This window comes from Pedobacter sp. BS3, from assembly GCF_008274585.1.
In the GTDB taxonomy this organism is placed as follows: Bacteria; Bacteroidota; Bacteroidia; order Sphingobacteriales; family Sphingobacteriaceae; genus Hufsiella_A.
The window spans coordinates 181,763-201,204 of the sequence record NZ_VTRT01000005.1 but is presented as its reverse complement, the minus strand read 5'-3'; the positions used below and the strand labels follow the sequence as shown (position 1 = coordinate 201,204).

The 19,442-nt window shown below is 41.7% G+C and carries 17 protein-coding genes; 4 read left to right on the top strand and 13 right to left on the bottom strand.

Translation table 11 applies throughout. From position 1 onward, the window contains the following. Positions 1-76: 76 nt before the first annotated feature. From FW774_RS14290 to FW774_RS14255, 8 genes are all read right to left on the bottom strand, one after another. Positions 77-754, bottom strand: coding sequence for a hypothetical protein (locus tag FW774_RS14290; protein ID WP_149348884.1), 678 nt, complete (start codon positions 752-754; stop codon positions 77-79). Continuing rightward, positions 755-1,939, bottom strand: a complete 1,185-nt coding sequence (locus FW774_RS14285) for a hypothetical protein (protein WP_149348883.1) — start codon at positions 1,937-1,939, stop codon at positions 755-757. Positions 1,940-1,978: 39 nt separating this feature from the next. Then, positions 1,979-3,304 carry a DUF4302 domain-containing protein gene (locus tag FW774_RS14280; RefSeq protein ID WP_149348882.1) on the bottom strand — a complete coding sequence of 442 codons (1,326 nt, stop codon included), beginning with the start codon at positions 3,302-3,304 and terminating at the stop codon, positions 1,979-1,981. A gap of 13 nt (positions 3,305-3,317) precedes the next feature. Further along, positions 3,318-4,193: a substrate import-associated zinc metallohydrolase lipoprotein gene (locus FW774_RS14275; RefSeq protein ID WP_149348881.1), complete on the bottom strand. Its 876-nt coding sequence runs from the start codon at positions 4,191-4,193 to the stop codon at positions 3,318-3,320. Between the two features lie 8 nt (positions 4,194-4,201). Then, positions 4,202-5,665 (bottom strand): RagB/SusD family nutrient uptake outer membrane protein, encoded by a 1,464-nt coding sequence (locus FW774_RS14270; protein ID WP_187774908.1) that lies wholly within the window; start codon positions 5,663-5,665, stop codon positions 4,202-4,204. A 10-nt stretch (positions 5,666-5,675) separates the two neighbouring features. Beyond that, positions 5,676-9,275 (bottom strand): SusC/RagA family TonB-linked outer membrane protein, encoded by a 3,600-nt coding sequence (locus FW774_RS14265; protein WP_149348879.1) that lies wholly within the window; start codon positions 9,273-9,275, stop codon positions 5,676-5,678. Between the two features lie 19 nt (positions 9,276-9,294). Then, the gene (locus FW774_RS14260; RefSeq protein ID WP_187774907.1) at positions 9,295-10,266 is read right to left on the bottom strand and encodes a FecR family protein; all 972 of its coding nucleotides are present in this window, start codon (positions 10,264-10,266) and stop codon (positions 9,295-9,297) included. Between the two features lie 92 nt (positions 10,267-10,358). Further along, positions 10,359-10,949 (bottom strand): RNA polymerase sigma factor, encoded by a 591-nt coding sequence (locus FW774_RS14255; protein WP_187774906.1) that lies wholly within the window; start codon positions 10,947-10,949, stop codon positions 10,359-10,361. A 122-nt stretch (positions 10,950-11,071) separates the two neighbouring features. Here FW774_RS14255 and FW774_RS14250 point away from each other — a divergent pair, with 122 nt between their 5' ends. Next, entirely contained in the window at positions 11,072-12,007 is a 936-nt protein-coding gene (locus FW774_RS14250) for an exopolyphosphatase (RefSeq protein ID WP_149348876.1), read from the top strand. Here the strand turns inward: FW774_RS14250 and FW774_RS14245 are convergent. From FW774_RS14245 to uvrA, 3 genes are all read right to left on the bottom strand, one after another. Continuing rightward, positions 11,997-12,881 carry a polysaccharide lyase family 7 protein gene (locus tag FW774_RS14245; protein ID WP_149348875.1) on the bottom strand — a complete coding sequence of 295 codons (885 nt, stop codon included), beginning with the start codon at positions 12,879-12,881 and terminating at the stop codon, positions 11,997-11,999. The genes FW774_RS14250 and FW774_RS14245 overlap by 11 nt on opposite strands. Positions 12,882-13,116: 235 nt before the next feature. Beyond that, the gene (locus FW774_RS14240; protein WP_149348874.1) at positions 13,117-13,443 is read right to left on the bottom strand and encodes a DMT family transporter; all 327 of its coding nucleotides are present in this window, start codon (positions 13,441-13,443) and stop codon (positions 13,117-13,119) included. Between the two features lie 307 nt (positions 13,444-13,750). After that, positions 13,751-16,561 carry an excinuclease ABC subunit UvrA gene (gene uvrA / locus FW774_RS14235; protein ID WP_187774915.1) on the bottom strand — a complete coding sequence of 937 codons (2,811 nt, stop codon included), beginning with the start codon at positions 16,559-16,561 and terminating at the stop codon, positions 13,751-13,753. Positions 16,562-16,796: 235 nt separating this feature from the next. Between uvrA and FW774_RS14230 the strand changes: the two genes are divergently transcribed. Then, on the top strand, positions 16,797-17,384 hold the full coding sequence (locus FW774_RS14230; RefSeq protein ID WP_149348873.1) for an RNA polymerase sigma factor: 588 nt from the start codon (positions 16,797-16,799) through the stop codon (positions 17,382-17,384). 125 nt (positions 17,385-17,509) lie between these two features. On the opposite strand, the gene FW774_RS14225 is transcribed toward FW774_RS14230, so the two are convergent. Next, positions 17,510-17,716, bottom strand: a complete 207-nt coding sequence (locus tag FW774_RS14225; protein WP_149348872.1) for a hypothetical protein — start codon at positions 17,714-17,716, stop codon at positions 17,510-17,512. A gap of 46 nt (positions 17,717-17,762) precedes the next feature. Further along, positions 17,763-18,266, bottom strand: a complete 504-nt coding sequence (locus FW774_RS14220) for a DinB family protein (protein ID WP_149348871.1) — start codon at positions 18,264-18,266, stop codon at positions 17,763-17,765. Between the two features lie 212 nt (positions 18,267-18,478). On the opposite strand from FW774_RS14220, the gene FW774_RS14215 reads away from it, so the two are divergent. Beyond that, entirely contained in the window at positions 18,479-18,808 is a 330-nt protein-coding gene (locus FW774_RS14215) for an ArsR/SmtB family transcription factor (protein ID WP_149348870.1), read from the top strand. Between the two features lies 1 nt (position 18,809). Next, positions 18,810-19,298 carry an SRPBCC domain-containing protein gene (locus tag FW774_RS14210; RefSeq protein WP_149348869.1) on the top strand — a complete coding sequence of 163 codons (489 nt, stop codon included), beginning with the start codon at positions 18,810-18,812 and terminating at the stop codon, positions 19,296-19,298. The last annotated feature ends 144 nt before the right edge of the window (positions 19,299-19,442 follow it).

The window sequence follows — 19,442 nt, the reverse complement described above, 5'->3', positions numbered from 1 at the left end:
CTTTAAATTCAGTTTTAATGTTTAATGTTATAAAAAGCAGTCATGGGTTATTCATACTCATGATCTGCTTTCGTAATCAACTATTAGGGTTTTCTTTAGAGTGCGACCATCGCCACAGTATATTACGCACAATTCCACCCACACGGTAAGCCACATCATTAGATCGTGAATGTTCACGACTGTGATAGTAACCTACTATGTGGCAGTATTCATGTGCCAGATGAATGGCATATTCTTCTGAGAGCGGTTGCCGCCGGTTATTTTTAAGCCACCAGGAATACGAGCTTATTTTATAGATACAGGCATCAGACCAGCCATAGCTTCCGGTTTTTCCTTTGGGATGTTTAATTGCCAGATTAAGTGTAACTACCTTTTCCATTAACAGATCTTTATAAACTGTATTACCATGAACCCGATGATCCGTAGAATCGCATTTATTTATAATTTGATTACCGGGTGTTTTACAGGGTTTATACCAGCCATTAGAACAAGGAAAATCATACTTATCGAGTGAATCTCTGAACTCCTCTGAAGAAAAAACTTTAGACATTAAGTGAAGCGCTTTTATTGCCGTATCACGAAAATTATCAAGCTCGCTGGAATATTCGCCCAATTTAAACTTCACTTTTTTGTGTTTAACAGCACGATCTTTAGTATTTACAGATAGTCCGGGAGCATAATGATAAATGCTTTTACCCCGGATATCTGCAAAACACGTAACAACAAGAAGGAAAAAAACAATGAGGATCTTCATTTAATCTGCCATTACACCGTAAACAAACGAGGAAGAGTTGGCTACATCTGTAAAAGAGCCAATAATTGAGCTGGCCGGCGCTGAAACATTCGTCATAAAATCAGCAGTAAAACTTGTACCTGTAAAGTAATTTCTTAGCGCCGTGGTTTTTGTAACATTAGCCGAATTTGCATTCGTGCTGCCAGTATATGTAAACGTTACTACATTATTATTAATTGTCATATTATACTCGAAATTGAGGATATAATAGGCTCCTGATGAGTTTATTACATAAAAGTTGAGCTTAACCTTGTTGCCTGGCTCAAACTTTAAGTAGATATATTTTAATGACTGACCAGAAGCGGTATATTGATTGGCAACCGTATCATACGCCGTCATAAAGGCCGGAGAAAGACCGGCCAGTTGGTTAGGTTTAACATACATATAGTTAAACCCGGTTGTACGTAAACATTGTAAAAATGAGCGACCATTGATCAGTTCTTCATTCTTTCTGCGCTGAAGAATATTTTTTACGATACCGGCAACGGTATATGCCACATCAATTTCACCAGCCGGGCGGGTAGAATCGTGCATATAGCCCAATGTATGGCAAAACTCATGGGATATGTTCAACGCGTATTGATAAACAGCATCAGTACCCTGCAAAAACCAGTCGTACGATACAATATACCCACAAGGCACTGCTGAACCGTAACCGCTGCTTCCGCTGGATGCTAAGATGTGTAGCCGTATATCTGCCACACTATCTGCCATTAAATCCGCGTAAACGGTTGAACCCAGAACCCGTCCGGTTACCGAATCAATTTTATTAAGAATACGGTTTCCATAACCTGAGACCTGGCAAGAGTGTTGCTGCGTATATAAGCTCCAGGCATTCGTGCTATGAAAATCATATTTATAAATAGAATCTTTAAACTCCTGCGAAGAAAAAACATCGGCTACAATATCCAGAGCTTTGTCGGCGCTATCCGCAAAATTTGGAATTACACTTTCAAATTCGATCAGGTTGAAGCGCATGGTTTTGTGATCCAACACCCTGGCCGGCCCAGGCTTTGTGGAGGCACCTGTATCAACCTCGGTGTTTTCAATAAAATGTTTCTGACATGCCCATATCAGGCATACAGACACAATTCCAATTATGGATAAAAACAGCTTCCCATAACTTGTTTTCTTTGGCTTTTTCATCTGTTTAAGTTTAAATATGAATGATTGAATAAATTGACACTACCAATTACTCCACACAGCTTCAAATCTTCCATAAAAGGAAACATCGGGTTCTTCAACACAGGTCATCCCACCCATTATTTTTCCGGTAGGACTTGGCTCATCGCTGTAGTCTATTTTAAATGTATGGCTTTCAAAATAGGCCCGAAGTGTTTTAGAATAACGAAGAGTTGCCGGAATCGATCCATTATTCCCAATAAAGGTAAAACGTACTATCCCTACATCTTCATCAACATACTCCATTTTATAATAATTGTATTCTATCCAATAGGATGAACTCGCGGTTGTAACGCCAAACACTACATTAGCGCCATTTGATAATCCTGGTTGAAAGTTAAAATAGAAATGATTATAGGTCCGCCCTGCATCTGTAGTAGCCTGTATATCTGCCTGTAACAGATCATTAAACTTACCATACTGGGGCATGGTTGGCGGATCCACAGCCAAATATTTGTATTCAGGCTGATCCAGTAATGTATGTAAGGGTGGTGGAGCAACAGCAATAACAGGCACCTTTGCGCCATTTATCATCAGGTAAAATTGCTTATTTGTGCTATCCCAGTATACTTTGCTAAAAGGCGTATTATTATATAACAATGGTGATACCAGATCAAGACCATCGGCAGCAAACGTAAATGCCGAACTTGATATTACCTCATTGTTATTAGCATCTGTACGTGTTAAGCTAAAGGTTTTAAGCGCAAAGCTTAGGTCAACACTAACCTGGCTGCCATTTTCATCTACATATAATCTGGCACGGTTTAAGGCACTTGTCGCTTCGGATATGGTTTTTGATATTCCACCATTTTTATAAAAATCAGCCTCCTCTTCTGTAGCCTTTTTCAGGATCATTACATTTTGATTCTTAACCCCTATAAGCACAATGCTATCTGCAGAAACAGACTTAAAATAAAATTCATAGTCAGATTGTCGTCCCTGGCCACCAGTGCCACCACTTATGGGATTATAAGGATGTGATAGAATATGCAGGTAATTATAGGTATCAAATATCAGCGAAGGCTGACCTGTAGCTCTTAGGACATACGAGCTTGTATCTGGTACAGTGGTATTTGAATTAAGATCTGATACCATTAATACACGATTATCAGCCTGAAACTGCATATAAAATAAATATGTTCCACCTCCTTTAGGAGAGAAGATAGTTTTCCAACCATAAGGCGATGCCAGCAATGCTTTATTACGGATGTTGAGTGTATCTTCAATCCGCTGATTAGGTTCACCGAATATTAAGTCTATATCATGTTTCTGGCACGAAACCAGACCTAACAATATAATCGGGATAATGTAAGAGAGAATCTTTTTCATAATGAGTTAAAGATTATTGAGTAAGTGCGGCTTTTGCTGCCGAGGTTTTTGCCTGAAGCTCACGAAAATCTATGTTCCAAGCCTGCAAAAAATAGGATATAATGATATTCTCTTTCTGCCGGAGACGATCACGACCGATATTCGTACCATCCGGATCATCCGGAATTGAAGCCAGTATAGCATCAAACTCTTCTTTGCTATTACTAAGCATGGTTGAAACCATTGTGGCAAAATCTTCATTAGGGGCTGTCATACCGTATCCTCCCGCGAACCCAAGCTTCCGGGCATCTGCGGTAGATACACTTAATCCGTTAGAATTATACGATCCGGCACATACCTGCTCAAATTCTGCAGGATACATTATATTTTGGTGCAATACGTGGGCCAGCTCATGATGAATAGTACCTAATATCTGGGAGATATCTCCTTTGCCTTTCAGGTTTAACTGGTTAACACCAAAAATATTAACCACTAAACCCTGATCCGCGGAGCCCAATACAATATTACCGCTACTTGTGTAAGCGTAGCTTCCAATCAATACATATTGCTTGGGTATATATCTTTTAACGAAATCTTCGCCTACCACTTCTGAGAAGGGCTCTATCCATCCTTTTTTCAGAATGTTCATTACAGGTAATACTTTTGACTCATCGGCTGGTACCAGTACCGTGGTATATCCCATAGCTCCTGCATCCCAACGATATTTCACATCAATATTATACGGCTTGGTATAGGTTTCATAAATTAGAGAATCAACATGAGTCCGCGGAACACTAACGCCTCCCAAACCATAAATTGGCTTGCTTAAATCTTCTTTATTATCTGAACAACTGTTCAATACGCTTATGGCGAGCGTCCCAATTAATGCATATAAATAAATCTTTTTCATAATTATAATTATCTTGGATTGGGTTCTAAACCTGCAAGTACGGTTAAAGGAGGCAGCTGAATTTGCCTGCGGGGGTCGTCAGGCCCCAGAACGGTATTAAAATTGCCGGTTATACTCATATCGGCAACAGGATGCACAACAGTTATTCCCTTGCGCAAAATATCAAACCACCTAAGCCCCTCATGCATAAACTCAATTCGTTTAAGCTCAAGCACTGCATTTACCATAGCCGTTCTATCATCCTGACCCGGATAATGGCTTCTTACCTTTTGCAGGGTAAGATTATGAGTAGCCGGGTTATATGATTTAATTTTTTTGCTGAGAATAGTATTTAACAGATCAAGGGCTTCGGTGTATTGATCTTGCATAGCATACGCTTCTGCTTCATTAAATACTACTTCATCTGCTGTTAGCAGGGGCAATGACAGGTAATAGTTACCTAAGTTAGAATTGAGCGGACTTATGAAGTTGGCAAAAAACTTTGATACGTATATACTGCCATTACTATTTACCGTAACGTAGGCCAGATCTGTGCCAACCAGGTTATTATACGATTTAAGGGTTAAAGAATACATGGTTTGAGGCAAAACACTAAACCTGTAAGTTGAACCATAATTGAAACTCCAGCTGCTTATTTCTTCAACTAATAAGAGGTTAGTCTTTTCTGATGAGCTATTATACAACCTGGTTCTTACAGAAGTGGTATATGAAGCATACGCAACCCAATCACGCAGATAACTAAGCCGGCTATTGTTGGGAAACACGAACTCTGCATACTGAATAGTTTTTTCATAGTCCTGCTTAAACAAATAAAAGCGGGTAGCAAATGCATAAGCCGCACGTTTATTAAAATGGAACGCAGGCTTTTTGTAAGAAGCATCATTTATCAGCGGCAAACCTTCAAGCAGATCTTTTTCTATATGTTCATATACATACGCTACTGTTTTACGTTCATAGCGTTTCATCACTACCTTTTCGGGCTCCAAAACGTAAGGTATACCAGGATCACTCTCTGATGTAGTTTTATTATATGGCTTACACCAAAGGTTCACCAACATAAAATGTGCATATGCACGTGCGAGTAGGGCCTCTCCCTTTTGTGCCGCGTATGCCTGCGGATCATTTGCCTGCGAAATAGTTTCCAGGGCTTGATTAGCGACCGCAATAGCTTCATAACATGCATTCCAGTAATTAATCTGCCAATCAATGCCTGTAGCTTCTACGGGTTCCCATTTGTAGGCTGTTAGATTAGAAAGTGAAGGTGCTATTTCTGTATTTTCAGATACATTATCTGACATAGCCTCGCAGGTAGGCATGTAATTGGCGTGCGGGTACGCATTTACCAATAGCTCTGAAACAGATTCGGGAGTTGTAAGCGAAGCCCTTTGATCGGGTATCGTTGAAAGGTACTTTTCGCAACCCGTGCTTAATAATACAAACGTACTGGTTGTATAAATAAGTAGTTTTTTCATTATTCCCATATTAGATACCAACTTTTAAAGAGAGTGTAAACTGTTGTGCCAGGGGTGAGGCTACACCGCCCGAGTTGTAAAATTCCGGATCCTGGCCATGTAATCGTTTATCTGCATAAATGAGCCACAGGTTTGTTGCATTTAATGCGACAGCAAAATTTTTCAGTCCAATACGACTTCCCAACTTGGCAGGTGCATATTCAACAGAGACATTTTTTAACCTTACAAAGCCACCATCCACGGTTCTTATATCCGTATAATTATAAGAAGAATAAGGATAGCCGTTTACAGTAGAATACGTGCGATCGTCTACTATAGCGGGTATATTGGTATAAGCCTCATCGCCAGGCATTTGCCAACGGTTCAAAAACTCATTAGGCATTGCGCTGAAATCATTATAGGTTCCACTAAAGGCGTTAGCCAGTCTTATCCTGTTTCCGGCCTGGTAGGAGATCAGAAACGCCAGCGACAATTCTTTATAACGTATGCTGCTTGAGAAACCACCGGTAATGGTAGGATCTGTGGGTCCTTCATATTTAAGATACGTTGTTGTGAGACTTTGCGGATTAATATTCAATGTCGGGTTTCCGTCAGTTCCTATACCCAATGGCAAGCCTGTATCATGATCGAGCCCGGCAAATACAATTGAATATAACCCGCTTACAGGATAACCGTTTTGAGCACCACCTTCTGGTCGTACCAGATCAATGATCCGGGGTTTATCTTGCATATTCTTTATCCGGTTTTCATTATAGGCAAATGTTAAGGTGGCAGACCAGTTTACATCTTTATTTCGAATAAAACTATTGGTTAATGTAGCCGCAATACCATGTGATTTAAGATCGGCATAGTTTGCTGTTTTAACGCTTTCGCCCCCAATTCCGGAGGTTTGTACGGCACTGATCAGGTCAAAGGAGCTTCGATCATAAAGGTCTAATGTAAAGTTTACTTTATTTTTGAATAAGCCAATATCAAACCCCAGGTTCATTTCGTGCTGCTTTTCCCACGTTAGATCTGAATTTTCTAAACCCGCAATATAGATGCTCGACTCAACATCAGCATACGGTCGCGGTGTATTGGAATACCCTAACCTTACCGTAGAATTTCTGGCATTACCAACACTGGCAGTTAAGCCGTAAGTGGCCCTGATTTTTAAATAGCTAATAGATGGTATTCCTTTTATAAATGGCTCTTCGTCCGCGTTCCATGCTGCACCAACTGTCCAGGTGGGTAACCAGCGAGCTGTGCGTGACGCCCCCATACGATTTGACCCATCATACCTTGCCGAACCATTAATAATATATTTACCGTTATATGAATAGGTTGCTTTGGAGAATAGTGCCACATAGCGATCGTAATCCATGCTCATTCCATAATAGTAATCGTTAGATTCCAGGTTCTTTTTAACCAGGCGGTAATCAATAAAGGGAATACCACCTTTATCATATTGATAGCCATAACCATTACTAAATGAATTTTGCCTGTCGGTATATTTGATCTCCTGCCCTGCCAATACATCTATGATGTGCTTATTGGCAAAAGTTTTTCGGTAAGTAAGTAACTGGCGGCCGTAATAATTAATCATATAGTCATCTGTACGATCATAAAATCCCCCTTGTGGCAATACAGTAGTTCGCTCAACTGCTTCAGGGTCATCAGGATCCCGGTACAAATATTTATTGGCACTTCTTATAGCGCCGTTATAGTCTGCCCGATAGGCTTCTGCCGCATTTGCACTTTCTTTAATAATATGCTCATTAGTGGTTTTAACATGCCGTACCGAACCAAGTATCCTGTATTCAAGCCCTTTGATAATTTTATATGAAATTTCTGCCTGAGCACTTACATCCTGCTGGGTCAGGTTCATATAATTGTTATCAAGTTCATACAAGATGTTAAACGGGGCATAATTCTTAGTAAAAAACTCCAGGTTGCCATTCTCATCGTAAGCTGTTAAAGCTCTGCTGGTGCTGAGCGCATAGCTATACGGGTTAATATCAAAATCGCGGGAATATGCTCCTAACACCAGGTTGGTTATCCGGTTTACAGTACCGGGAGACCGTTGCTTCCGTATAGAACCGTTAAGCATCATATCCAGAGAAACCTTTTTTGAGAATTGATAGGTAGATCGGTTCCGTGCGGTATATAACTTTAAATTATTGCCTACTGTCCAACCGTCATCATTGGTCAATGAAACAGAGAGGTAATTGGTTGACTTTTCATTACCGGATTGCACATTAAATGAATGTTTTTGTAACAATGAATTCTTAAACAGAATGTCGAACCAATCAGTATTAGCCTCCGCGTAACGCTGCAGAAATGACGCTCTGCCCTCGGGCGTATTTTCTACAGCAAAATTTCCATTAGCATCTGGCGTACTAATAAGGTTGGCCATTTTGGTAAAGATTCCCCCGGTAGCCTGGTTCTTTGCAGGGCCATATTTCAGGTAATATTTATCCTGCATGCTTTGATAAACTGCCATCTGATCGCGTGAATTCATTATGTTAAGGCTATTGTAAGATGGCTTTAGATAAGTGGAATAACTTCCTGTGTACGATACAGATGGTTTCCCCTGACGGCCTTTTTTAGTGTTTATCACCACTACCCCATTCATAGCCCTTGCGCCGTATAAAGCTGTTGCCGAGGCATCCTGCAATATGTCAAAGCTCTCAATGTCTTCCACATTAATTCCAGCTACCGATGATCCTAATAATGTTAGTGCATTACCACTGGCAAGCTGATCATTGGTTACATTCACCACATCTTCTAAAATCACACCATCAATAACCCATAGTGGCTTATTATCACCCGAAATTGAGGTAACGCCCCTGATCCTGATTTTGGGCGCTGAGCCAAAAGTTCCTGAAACGTTCTGAATATTTAAACCAGCTACCCGTCCCTCAAGCATACGGCTTATGTCTGTAATTCCCTCTTGCTTTACTGTAGAGCCCTTTATAGTGGCAGCCGCCCCGGTATATAATTTTTTATCAATACTTTGATAGCCATCCGATACTACGATCTCATTCAAGCTGATCACATCTGTTTCAAGAACCACAAGGAGATTATCGGTAGCTGGTACCTCTTTAGGTTTGAAGCCAATCATGGTAAAAACCAACACGGCATTGCTACCAACCGATATACGAAACTCCCCGGCAGCGTTAGTTACGGTGGTATTCTTCGTTCCCTTTTCGGTAACAATTACCCCCGCCAGGATTTCCTGCTCACCATTTGTGGAAGTTACCACGCGTCCTTTAATAGTTTTTTGTACCGGTGCCGTACTTTTGGATGCAATTTTCTTTAAGACTATGATGTTATCAAGTATTTCATACCCTATACCGATAGCAGAAAATTGTTTTAATATTTCTTCAAGCGATGTTGCAGTTTCATTAAACCTTACAGTAGTACTTAAATCAATAGTTGAAGCTTCATAAACAAATGTTTTGTGATACTTCTTTTTTAGCATGTCTAACACATTAACAAGCTTCTCTTCTCTTACCCGCCCTGAGCCAGCCTGTGCCAGGCCAGAGTTTAAAGCAAACGACAATGAGAGAAAACACATTAATGCCAGCGCCTTTAGCCTGGTTTTGTTTCCCGAACAGTTTGTAGTCATAGTTTAATCATGTAAGTATTTATTTGTTCCTTATTATTATTTCATCTCCCTGTCTGTTGATATCTACCGGATAAACTTTCCGTAATACCTTCAAAACATTCTCTAAGCTTGTATTTTTAAATTCGGCATTGAACTTGTTAAATGTTCTGATTGAATCTGGTACAACAAACTTTACATTGTATGCATTTTCAAGACTTTTGAACACTTCGGTAAGCGAGGCATTTTCAAAGTTCAGCTCTTTATTCATCCAAAAGGTATTGTTCATATTGACGGATGAAAAATGCCTGACAGCATGAGTTACCCTGTTATAAGCTACTGCCATGCCATGGGTAAGCAATGTTTTACTGTTATCATCATTCAAGAGCTCAAAAAGTACTTTTCCTGTATTTACGCTGAGTTCAACATCCTGCGGCATATTCCTGATATTGAATGATGTACCTAATACCGTAACTTTAGAATCATTAATTTCTACAGAAAAGGGCCGGGTAGTATCTCTGGCTATCTTAAAAAAAGCTTCACCTGCCTCTAAAAATACTTGCCGCTGTTTTCCGGTAATATGTTCCGGATAACGTAATTTACTATGCAATGACAGGTAAATAACTGATCCATCGCTCAAACGCACTGAATCTATCGTTGAGGTTGTTGTCTTGGTAAGATATACAATCCGGTGCCGCTGGTAATAAATAAAACAGGCAATACCTACAACAAGTATTGCAGCCGCAATTTGCCGCGACCATACAACCAATTTTCTGACTGCTGATTTTTTATTCTCACCAATGCGCAACCTCGCCCTAACCTTTTTAAGTGCCTGTTCCGTTTCTTCGGCAGAAACAGGTACACGGCCCTTATTCCAGATGAGGTTTATAGCTTGAAAAGTACGCTTGTTATCTTCGGATTGTTCAATCCATTGTTCTATTACCTTATTTTCTTCATCGCTGGTATGTGAAGCCAGGTAACGTGTAATAAGCAAAAAAATCTCTTTTTCTTCCATTGTCATTTTTACAGTATACAATACTTGTATATTGTAATGACAATTCTTTTGAAGAACCTCGTGACAACTTTTTTATTTTTTTTCTGAATATTTTACCAAAATGCCTGTAAAGCCAATAAAATGGTATAAAAAGCTGATTTTAAAAATCGAAGCGCCCGAAACATGTGGGTTTTTACCGTATTTATCGAGATATTTAATGCAGAGGCTATTTCCTCATAAGTTAAATCTTCATCCCGGTTCATAATAAATACCTGCCGCGTACGCTCAGGCAGTAAATTTATTAATTCAAGGATGCGTTTATCAATTTCTTTATAGGTCATTAAATCATCAGGCAGTTGATAATTTACATCGGCTATTTCATTTACCGAGTCTTCCATTTCAAAAAGTATAAGCTTGGCCTTTTTATGTTTATTAAGAATGTGGTTACGCGTGGCTGTGTACAAATATCCCGCTACTGATGAGTGTATATTTATTTTAGCTCTATTTTCCCACAGATTGCAAAAAACATCCGATATTATGTCTTCAGCTTCATCGCTTGGATGAGGCAGTAGTGTCCTTGCAAAACGCAACAAACCTGGATAAAATTTTTTAAAAAGTAAATCAAAAGCGCCCCCATCGCCATTTATCAGACGTTCAAAAACATTCCAATCCTCTATTTTCTGCTTATTTGCTTTATCACTCACAGAAATCACGGGCGTTGTTCAGTATAATAGACTACTTTTATTAAAACAAAGACCGTTTTTTTATTAAAACATTAAAAAGCCTATTTTAAGCCCTTATTTTTTACCGAACCGTTATTAATTTTATGAGAGCCGCCATATTAGACCTCGGAACCAACACTTTCCATCTGCTGATTGTTGAGATTGACAACGATAACCGCATCCGGGAACTGGTAAAAACTTCCGCGGATTCTCGTCTCGGTGAAGGTGGAATTAATGCAGGAATCATTAACGCTACAGCTTTTGACAGGGCTTTGCGTATCCTCGAAGGCTTTGCCGACAAGATAGCGGAATATAATGTAGACAAGGTTCGGGCTTTTGGAACAGCCGCTTTGCGGACTGCGACCAACGGTGCTGAATTTATAGCCGCCGTTAAACAAAAAACGGGCATCAGCATAGAACTCATCACTGGCGACCAGGAAGCTGAATACATCTGGCATGGAGTGAAACATGCTGTCAACATTACTCAAACATCGCTCATTATGGATATTGGCGGCGGAAGTGTGGAGTTTATTATCTGTAATCCCTATAAGATCTTATGGAAGAAAAGCTATCCTATCGGCGCTGCCAGACTCATGGCGGCATTCCATCATTCAGACCCTATTTCTGAACCGGATATCAGCGCCATTCATCATTTTCTGGATAACACGTTACAGGATCTGCGACAGCAAATCACTTTATACAAACCACAAATCCTTATCGGCTCTGCCGGGACATTCGAGACCTATGCGACATTAGTTATTCGCAAGTTTCAGCACCCGACGCCGGATGTTAAAGCGACTTCTTATTCCTTTAGCATACAGGAATTTGATGCGATAGCAAACTACATCATACGCTCCAATCATCAGCAACGTGCTGCTGACCAGGACATCATCCCCGTAAGGGTTGATATGATCGTTGTAGCAACGGTGTTAACTTCCTATATCCTGAAAACAGGGCATATCAATCACATTGTACTTTCGCTGTTTTCTTTAAAGGAAGGTGTTTTATACAATATGCTGTCCAATAGCCCTAATGTGTAATTTTCAGGCTGTAAACGTTCACTTTAGAGCCTTGTGAGTCCGGAGCATTCGGATCATGATCCTGTAAATAGTTTCCTGCCGAAAACCGCACCTGTACATGTCGCCAGTTTGCAGGCACATCGGTATTCCACTGACCGGTTCCTGTAGCCCCGGGAGCAGAAGCTTTAAAATAAAGTTTGTTATTTGTGCTGTCTGTTATAGAAAAGGTAATTTTAGCTCCTAATGCCACATTTTTCAACAACACATTTTTTACTGTTCCGGCATTTCCTACCGTATCGCCTTTTACGTATACAATAACGGTATCATGCCGTGCATGCAGCATGACAAACGGATAGCTGGAAGCAATTGTCCCGCCTCCATGAATCTGCCCGATAATGATATCGCCGGTTGACGAAAATTGCTTTACGGCTACCTGAGCATCCAGCCGGCCGCCAATAGTTTCACCGCTAATGCCACTCTGATCCTGGGTATACCACAGCAACGGATATTCAATTAATTCTGTACGGGGATGATCTGAACCGGAACCGGGCGACGTTGTCGCTCCGTTTACCGGACACCATAAACGCACCACGTTATTATAAGGGGAATCAATGGTATAAAAATATTCGGAAGTGTACCCATTTTTCAATTTAGTGTTAGAGATAGTAGTTGCCGCTCCTGTATTGCCCCCGTTGGCATCAACCGGAACAGATAATTTCCATATACTGCCCAGGTTTAACACATCATACGGTGACGGATTGGTATTAACCGTTGCCGGAGATGAAGTATTATTAACAGGAATAAGGTTTTCTGCTGATTTTGGTTTAGAACATGCTGCTGCCAGAAAAACAAAGCATACCAGCGGCAGAACTACATGAGTGAGATTATTTTTCATGATTCGCTTAATTTTGGTTATCCAATAATTGGTATACCAAAATTACAAATCGGTTTTTATAAAAACAAGTACATAGCAATGAGGGTGTATAAAAGTCAACTATGGTCATTCTGAGCTTGTCGAAGGATTGGTTCATCATGGCTACAGACGCTTCCCCCGAGAATTCGGGGTTAGCGTGACTGTAAATTGATGGTTTTGTTGACTTTTTAGACACCTATTTGCAGTTCACAAAATTTTAGTGTGATACCAGTTTCAGCCCGGCGATAGAAGCGATAAGTGTAACGATAAAGAACAATCGCCAGAAATCAGCCGGTTCTTTAAAGAAGATAATACCCACCAGTACCGTTCCAACCGCTCCGATACCGGTCCATACGGCATAAGCGGTACCCATGGGCAACGTTTGCGTAGCCTTATACAGAAGAAGCATGCTTATGGTAAGCGAGATAAAAAAGCCGGTTATCCAGAGTCCCATTACGGTACCAGTAGTCTCTTTTGCCTTTCCAAGGCATGTAGTAAAACCAACCTCAAATAAGCCGGCAATAATGAGTAATATCCAGTTCATTGTTTGTGTTTCAGCCTCACCCCAGCCCTCTCCAAAGGAGAGGGAGTTTGGCAATGCTATTTTGTTATATCAGTGTTTTAACTAACTTTCAACTTCTTGTTTCTTGCTTGGCCTCACACCCAACTCATCTCCGAGGGAGAGGGCAGCTGGACCGTGCTACTTTGTTCTATCCATGGTTTTTGCTTTGAGCCTTCTGCTTTCAACTTCTTACTTCCTGTCTTTTCTGACTTTACCGACTTCCGGACTATGCACTATGAACCATAAGCCATTAGCTACCTTACGCCTTAAACCTTCTACCCTCAACCTTCTACCTTCTACCTCCCCTAAACCGTTCTTTCAAAAACTTACCGGTGTACGATGTTTCCTGCCGGATGATATCTTCAGGAACACCTTCAAACACAATATTACCACCCTGATCGCCGCCTTCGGGGCCAATGTCAATAATCCAGTCGGCACATTTAATCACATCCATATTATGCTCTATCACAATAATGGTATTGCCCTGCTCAATTAAGGCATTAAATGATTTCAGCAGCTTTTTAATATCGTGAAAATGCAAACCGGTGGTAGGCTCATCGAAAATAAAAAGCGTTTTGCTGCTGTTATTACCCTTGATCAGGAAAGAGGCCAGCTTAATACGCTGCGCCTCGCCACCCGAAAGCGTGTTGGACGATTGCCCCAAATGCACATATCCCAGGCCAACATCCACCAGGGGCTGTAATTTATTGATGATCTTATGCTCATCCTTAAAAAACTCCAGCGCCTCATCGATGGTCAGGTCAAGCACCTCGGCAACATTTTTATCCTTATAGGTAACATCCAGTACATGCTGCTTAAAGCGTTTGCCGCCACAGGCTTCGCAGGGCAGGTAAATATCGGCCATAAACTGCATCTCAATCTTTACCTCGCCTTCGCCCTGGCACACATCGCACCGGCCGCCTTCTACGTTGAACGAAAAGGCCGCGGGCTTCAGCCCGGCAGATTTGGCCGCAGGCTGCGAAGCGTACAGGTTGCGGATCTCGTCCCAGGCCTTTACATAGGTTACCGGGTTAGAGCGTGATGAACGCCCGATAGGATTCTGATCCACAAGCTCTACCTGCTCCACTAACCGAATATCGCCTTCCAGGCTGTCGTAGGCGCCTGTTTGCTCGCCGGAATAATTGCCCAGCGCCTTCTGTAAAGCGGGCTGCAAAATACGCTTCACCAGGCTGGTTTTCCCGGACCCGGAAACACCGGTAACACAGGTTAGCACATTGAGCGGGAATTTAACATCCATATTCTTCAGGTTATTTTCGCGTGCCCCTTTAATCTCGATAAAATGATTCCACTTGCGACGGGAAGCCGGCACAGCAATCTCATCTTTCCCACTCAGGTAACGGCCAGTGAGACTATCCTCATCAGTGATGATCTGCTGATAGGTTCCGGTAAAGATCAGGTTCCCGCCATGTGTTCCGGCTTCGGGGCCAATATCAATCAGGTGGTCTGCCGCTTCCATAATTTCTTCCTCGTGCTCTACTACCAGCACGGTATTTCCCACATCCCGTAAAGATTTCAGCACACCGATTAACCGTTGTGTATCGCGTGGATGCAGGCCGATGCTGGGCTCATCAAGCACATATACCGACCCTACCAGCGAACTGCCCAGCGACGTAGCCAGGTTAATGCGCTGCGATTCGCCGCCGGAAAGCGTATTGGATAAACGGTTCAGCGTTAAATAGCCCAGGCCAACATCATTTAAAAAACGGATACGGTTGGTAATTTCAAGCAACAGCCGCTTACCTATTTTTTGTTCATTATCAGTTAGTTGCAGGTTGGTAAAAAACTCCAGCGCTTTATCCAAAGGCATAAGCACCAGGTCGGTAATAGATTTGCCGCCAATCTTAACATACGAAGCATCCTGCCGCAAACGGCTTCCCTTACATTCGGGACAATTGGTTTTTCCGCGGTAACGCGATAGCATTACCCGGTATTGTATCTTATAGGTCTGTTCTTCCAGATGCCTGAAAAAATCATCCAGGCCACCGAAATAACGGTTACCTTTCCATAACAGCTCACGCTGCTCTTCGGTAAGCTGGCTGATGGGCCTGTGCACCGGGAAATCAAATTTTGAAGCGTTCTTTATCAGCGTATCAGCCCACTCTTTCATTTTTTCGCCACGCCAGGGCGCAATGGCGCCGTCGTAAACCGAGCGGCTTTTATCCGGTATCACCAGGTCTTCGTCAATGCCGATAACCTTGCCGTAACCTTCGCAGCGCTTACAAGCGCCATACGGGTTATTAAAGCTGAAAAAGTTGGGTGTAGGCTCTTCAAAGCGGATGCCATCCAGTTCAAAACGATCGCAGAAATGATGTGTCAGGCCGTTCTCCTGCACCAGGCAATCGCCTTTACCTTCAAAAAAAGCAGTCTGTACCGAATCGGCGATGCGGCTAAGCGTTTCTTCTTCCTGGTTCACGCTTACACGGTCAATAACAATGCGGGTACGGTCAGGTTCTGACGGTGCGTTGCCCATGGTTTTATCATTCAGCGCATCTTCTATTTTATAAATGGTATCGTCTACCTGGATGCGCAGGAAACCTTTTTGCAGCAACACGGCCATTTCCTCGTTTAACGACCGGTTATTATGCGGGTACAACGGGCAAAGAATGGTTACCGAAGTATCTTCGGGCAAAGCGGTAATAAAATTCACCACATCGGTTACCGTATCTTTTTTTACCTGCCTGCCCGATACCGGCGAAATGGTTTTGCCAATCCGCGAAAACAGCAGCTTCAGGTAATCGTAAATCTCGGTTGATGTGCCTACCGTCGACCGCGGATTGCTGGTAATAACTTTCTGTTCAATGGCAATGGCCGGGGCAATACCTTTAATGTAATCTACATCCGGTTTGTTCATACGGCCTAAAAACTGCCGGGCATACGCCGAAAGACTTTCTACATAACGCCGCTGACCTTCGGCATATAAGGTATCAAACGCCAGCGATGACTTGCCCGAGCCGGACATGCCGGTAACCACAACCAGCTTGTTTTTGGGTATGGCCACATCAATATTTTTGAGATTATGAACACGGGCGCCTTTTATAATAATATTTTTCCGGGGGTCTTTATCGGCTTCTTTAATCATAGTTACAGGTAACAAATCTTCAGCGGTATGCAAATTATATCCTACAAAAATACGGTAAGGTATTTCTTTTACAGATATTTTTAGAACCAATTCTTTGATATTTACTTTTTTTTTACTTGCTTTGATATAGCAAAAAGTAAAACGCTCAGTAAAAACCGGAGGATCAATATAGGATAAAATCTACTTAAATAGTCTTAAAAAACAATTTAGAGGGGAATTTAACTGTAGAAATCCTATGAAGTTTGAACATAAAAGCGACCAGGAATTAATCCATCTGTACGTATCGGGGCATGAAAAGGGACTCGAGGAATTAATTACCCGGCACAAATCCAAAATATTTACATCTATCTATTTACTGGTAAAGGACGAATACCTGGCCGAAGATATTTTCCAGGATACCTTTATCAAAGTTATACACACACTTAAAGCCGGCAAATACAACGAAGAAGGCAAATTTCTGCCCTGGGTATTGCGCATAGCACATAACCTGGTTATCGACCATTTCAGGAAGGATAAGCGTACACCGGTTATTACCAACGGCGATGGCTTCGACATTTTTGATGTGCTTAAATTTTACGACGAAAGCATTGAAGACCGCATGGTGCGTGAGCAAACCCACAGGGAACTGAAAGCCCTGATTCACCTGCTGCCATCGGAACAAAAGGAAGTGCTGATCATGCGCCACTACGGCGACCTGTCGTTCAAAGAAATTGCCGATATTACCAATGTGAGCATCAATACGGCGCTCGGTCGCATGCGTTATGCCTTAAACAATCTGCGTAAAATGATGGAAACCCGGGAACTGAGCCTCAAGCAAGGTTAAGGCCGAGATTGAGGTTGAGATTAAGGCTGAAATTGAGCAAACCTCCGGTTATTCGGAATTCAACGTAAAAGGCCCGACAGTTGCAGGCTTATGCCTTTGAGCGCATTGATATAACATTATTTTCATTAGAAAAGCAAAAGCCCTGTTGCATAGGTTCCGGTAGCCCGGTGCTCTGCTTTAGTCCCGCTCATGCGGGAGCTATCGCTGCCGCCCCGGTTTAGCTTACGCGGGGCAGTGCTGCTATTAAAAGGGTTATTTTCCATATAAAAACGGATAATACTTGGCACGTTACGAATATTTATAAATTGCTGTGCATATTTGGACAGTTCCATTTATTTCCGGTAATCCATAAAAAACAACTTGCAGAGAGTGGCTTTGTTATTTCCCCTGAGATGCTTCATAAGCCGGCCCATAAAGACCCGGCACTTTATTCCCCGTAGCACGGAGATGGGCGACCAGTTCACCACGATGGTGATACAGGTGATTGTAAAGAAATCCGCGGATTGCAGACATTTTCGGCATCGGGCCGATGAAAATCTGACCTCCCGCTTTCAATATCCAATCGTTGAAATAGGTAGATTCGTCGGAATCTTCAATGGCTTTTTGAGCTTTTGCCACATTCTCTTCAAATTTCCTGACGATGTTTGCCGCTTTGGAAAAATCTTCCCTTTCGTAATGATAAGTTGCAAAATCAAATTCATCCACATTGAACGTTCCGCTATACCAACCGTAGATTGCGGCAATGTGCGAAGCCAGCTCCGCAACTGACCAAAGATGCGGCTGAGGACGGTAATCCAGTGCAGAATCGGGAACCATATTCAGTAATTTTCTTGTATTTTCGGCTTCGTGAAGAAATTCGCCGAGGAGACCCTGTTTTATCATCTTGTACAAAATTTATCGGGCCAAATTAGTTAAAATTTTGCTACAATAATTTTTCCTATACGTCCAGAATTAGATCCGCACCTTGCACCTTAGCATCTTTGTGGCATACAGGTCTTTCAAAAAATTTCAGAAATATTTGCGTAGTTAAATAACTTCATATAAATTTGTAGTCAAATAGCTACATATAGATTTAAAACTATCAAATTATACAGATGAATCTAAGACGAGATGTTTTTCAGGCCATTGCCGACCCGACAAGAAGGGCTATACTGCTGCTGCTTGCTTCGCAATCTATGACAGCCGGTACAATAGCGGCAAACTTTAATACCGCCAGACCAACCGTTTCAAAACACCTGCAGATACTTACCGAATGCGAATTGCTGGATCAGGAGCAGAACGGCAGGGAAATTTACTATCATATCAATGCTAAAAAAATGAAAGAAGTAGCCGACTTTATTGAACCCTTCCGTAGTATATGGGACGACCGGTTTAATAAACTGGAAGCCGTTATGAAAAATTACAGATCAAAAAACGCAGAATAATATGGAACAGAAAACAAAGATCCATGCCGAGGACGGTAAACAGGAATTAATGATCATCAGGGAATTTGACCTGCCGTTAGAATTACTTTTTAAAGCATATACAGAAGCTGAAATTGTTGAGCAATGGATGGGAACCAAGGTGCTGAAACTGGAAAACAAAGCGCATGGCAGCTATCAATTTGAAACATCCGATGCCCGGGGAAATGTAGTATTCCGGGCCAACGGGGCAATTCATGGATTTAGCCCGAACCAGAAAATCACCCGGACATTTGAGATGGAGAATGCGTCTTTTGGTGTACAGCTTGAGGTTTTGAAGTTTGAGAAGCTGACCAACGAAACCAGCAAATTAACCATTCATACTATTTTCGAATCAGTTGCACTCAGAGACCAAATGCTGGCTTTGCCCTTTGCCCAGGGCATCAACATGGCGCATAACCGTTTGCAGAATATTGTTATGGATAGATTTGCCACAAAGATACCAGGACGCTAAGTAATAATTAATTATGACTGCGTATCTTAGTGGTATAACCTAAATAAAATGCAGTATAACGAACTTTCACAACAAGAAGAGCGCATAAATATATTCATCACAAAGGCGCAAAGACACTAAGAAATCTTTAAAAGAAAACCCTTC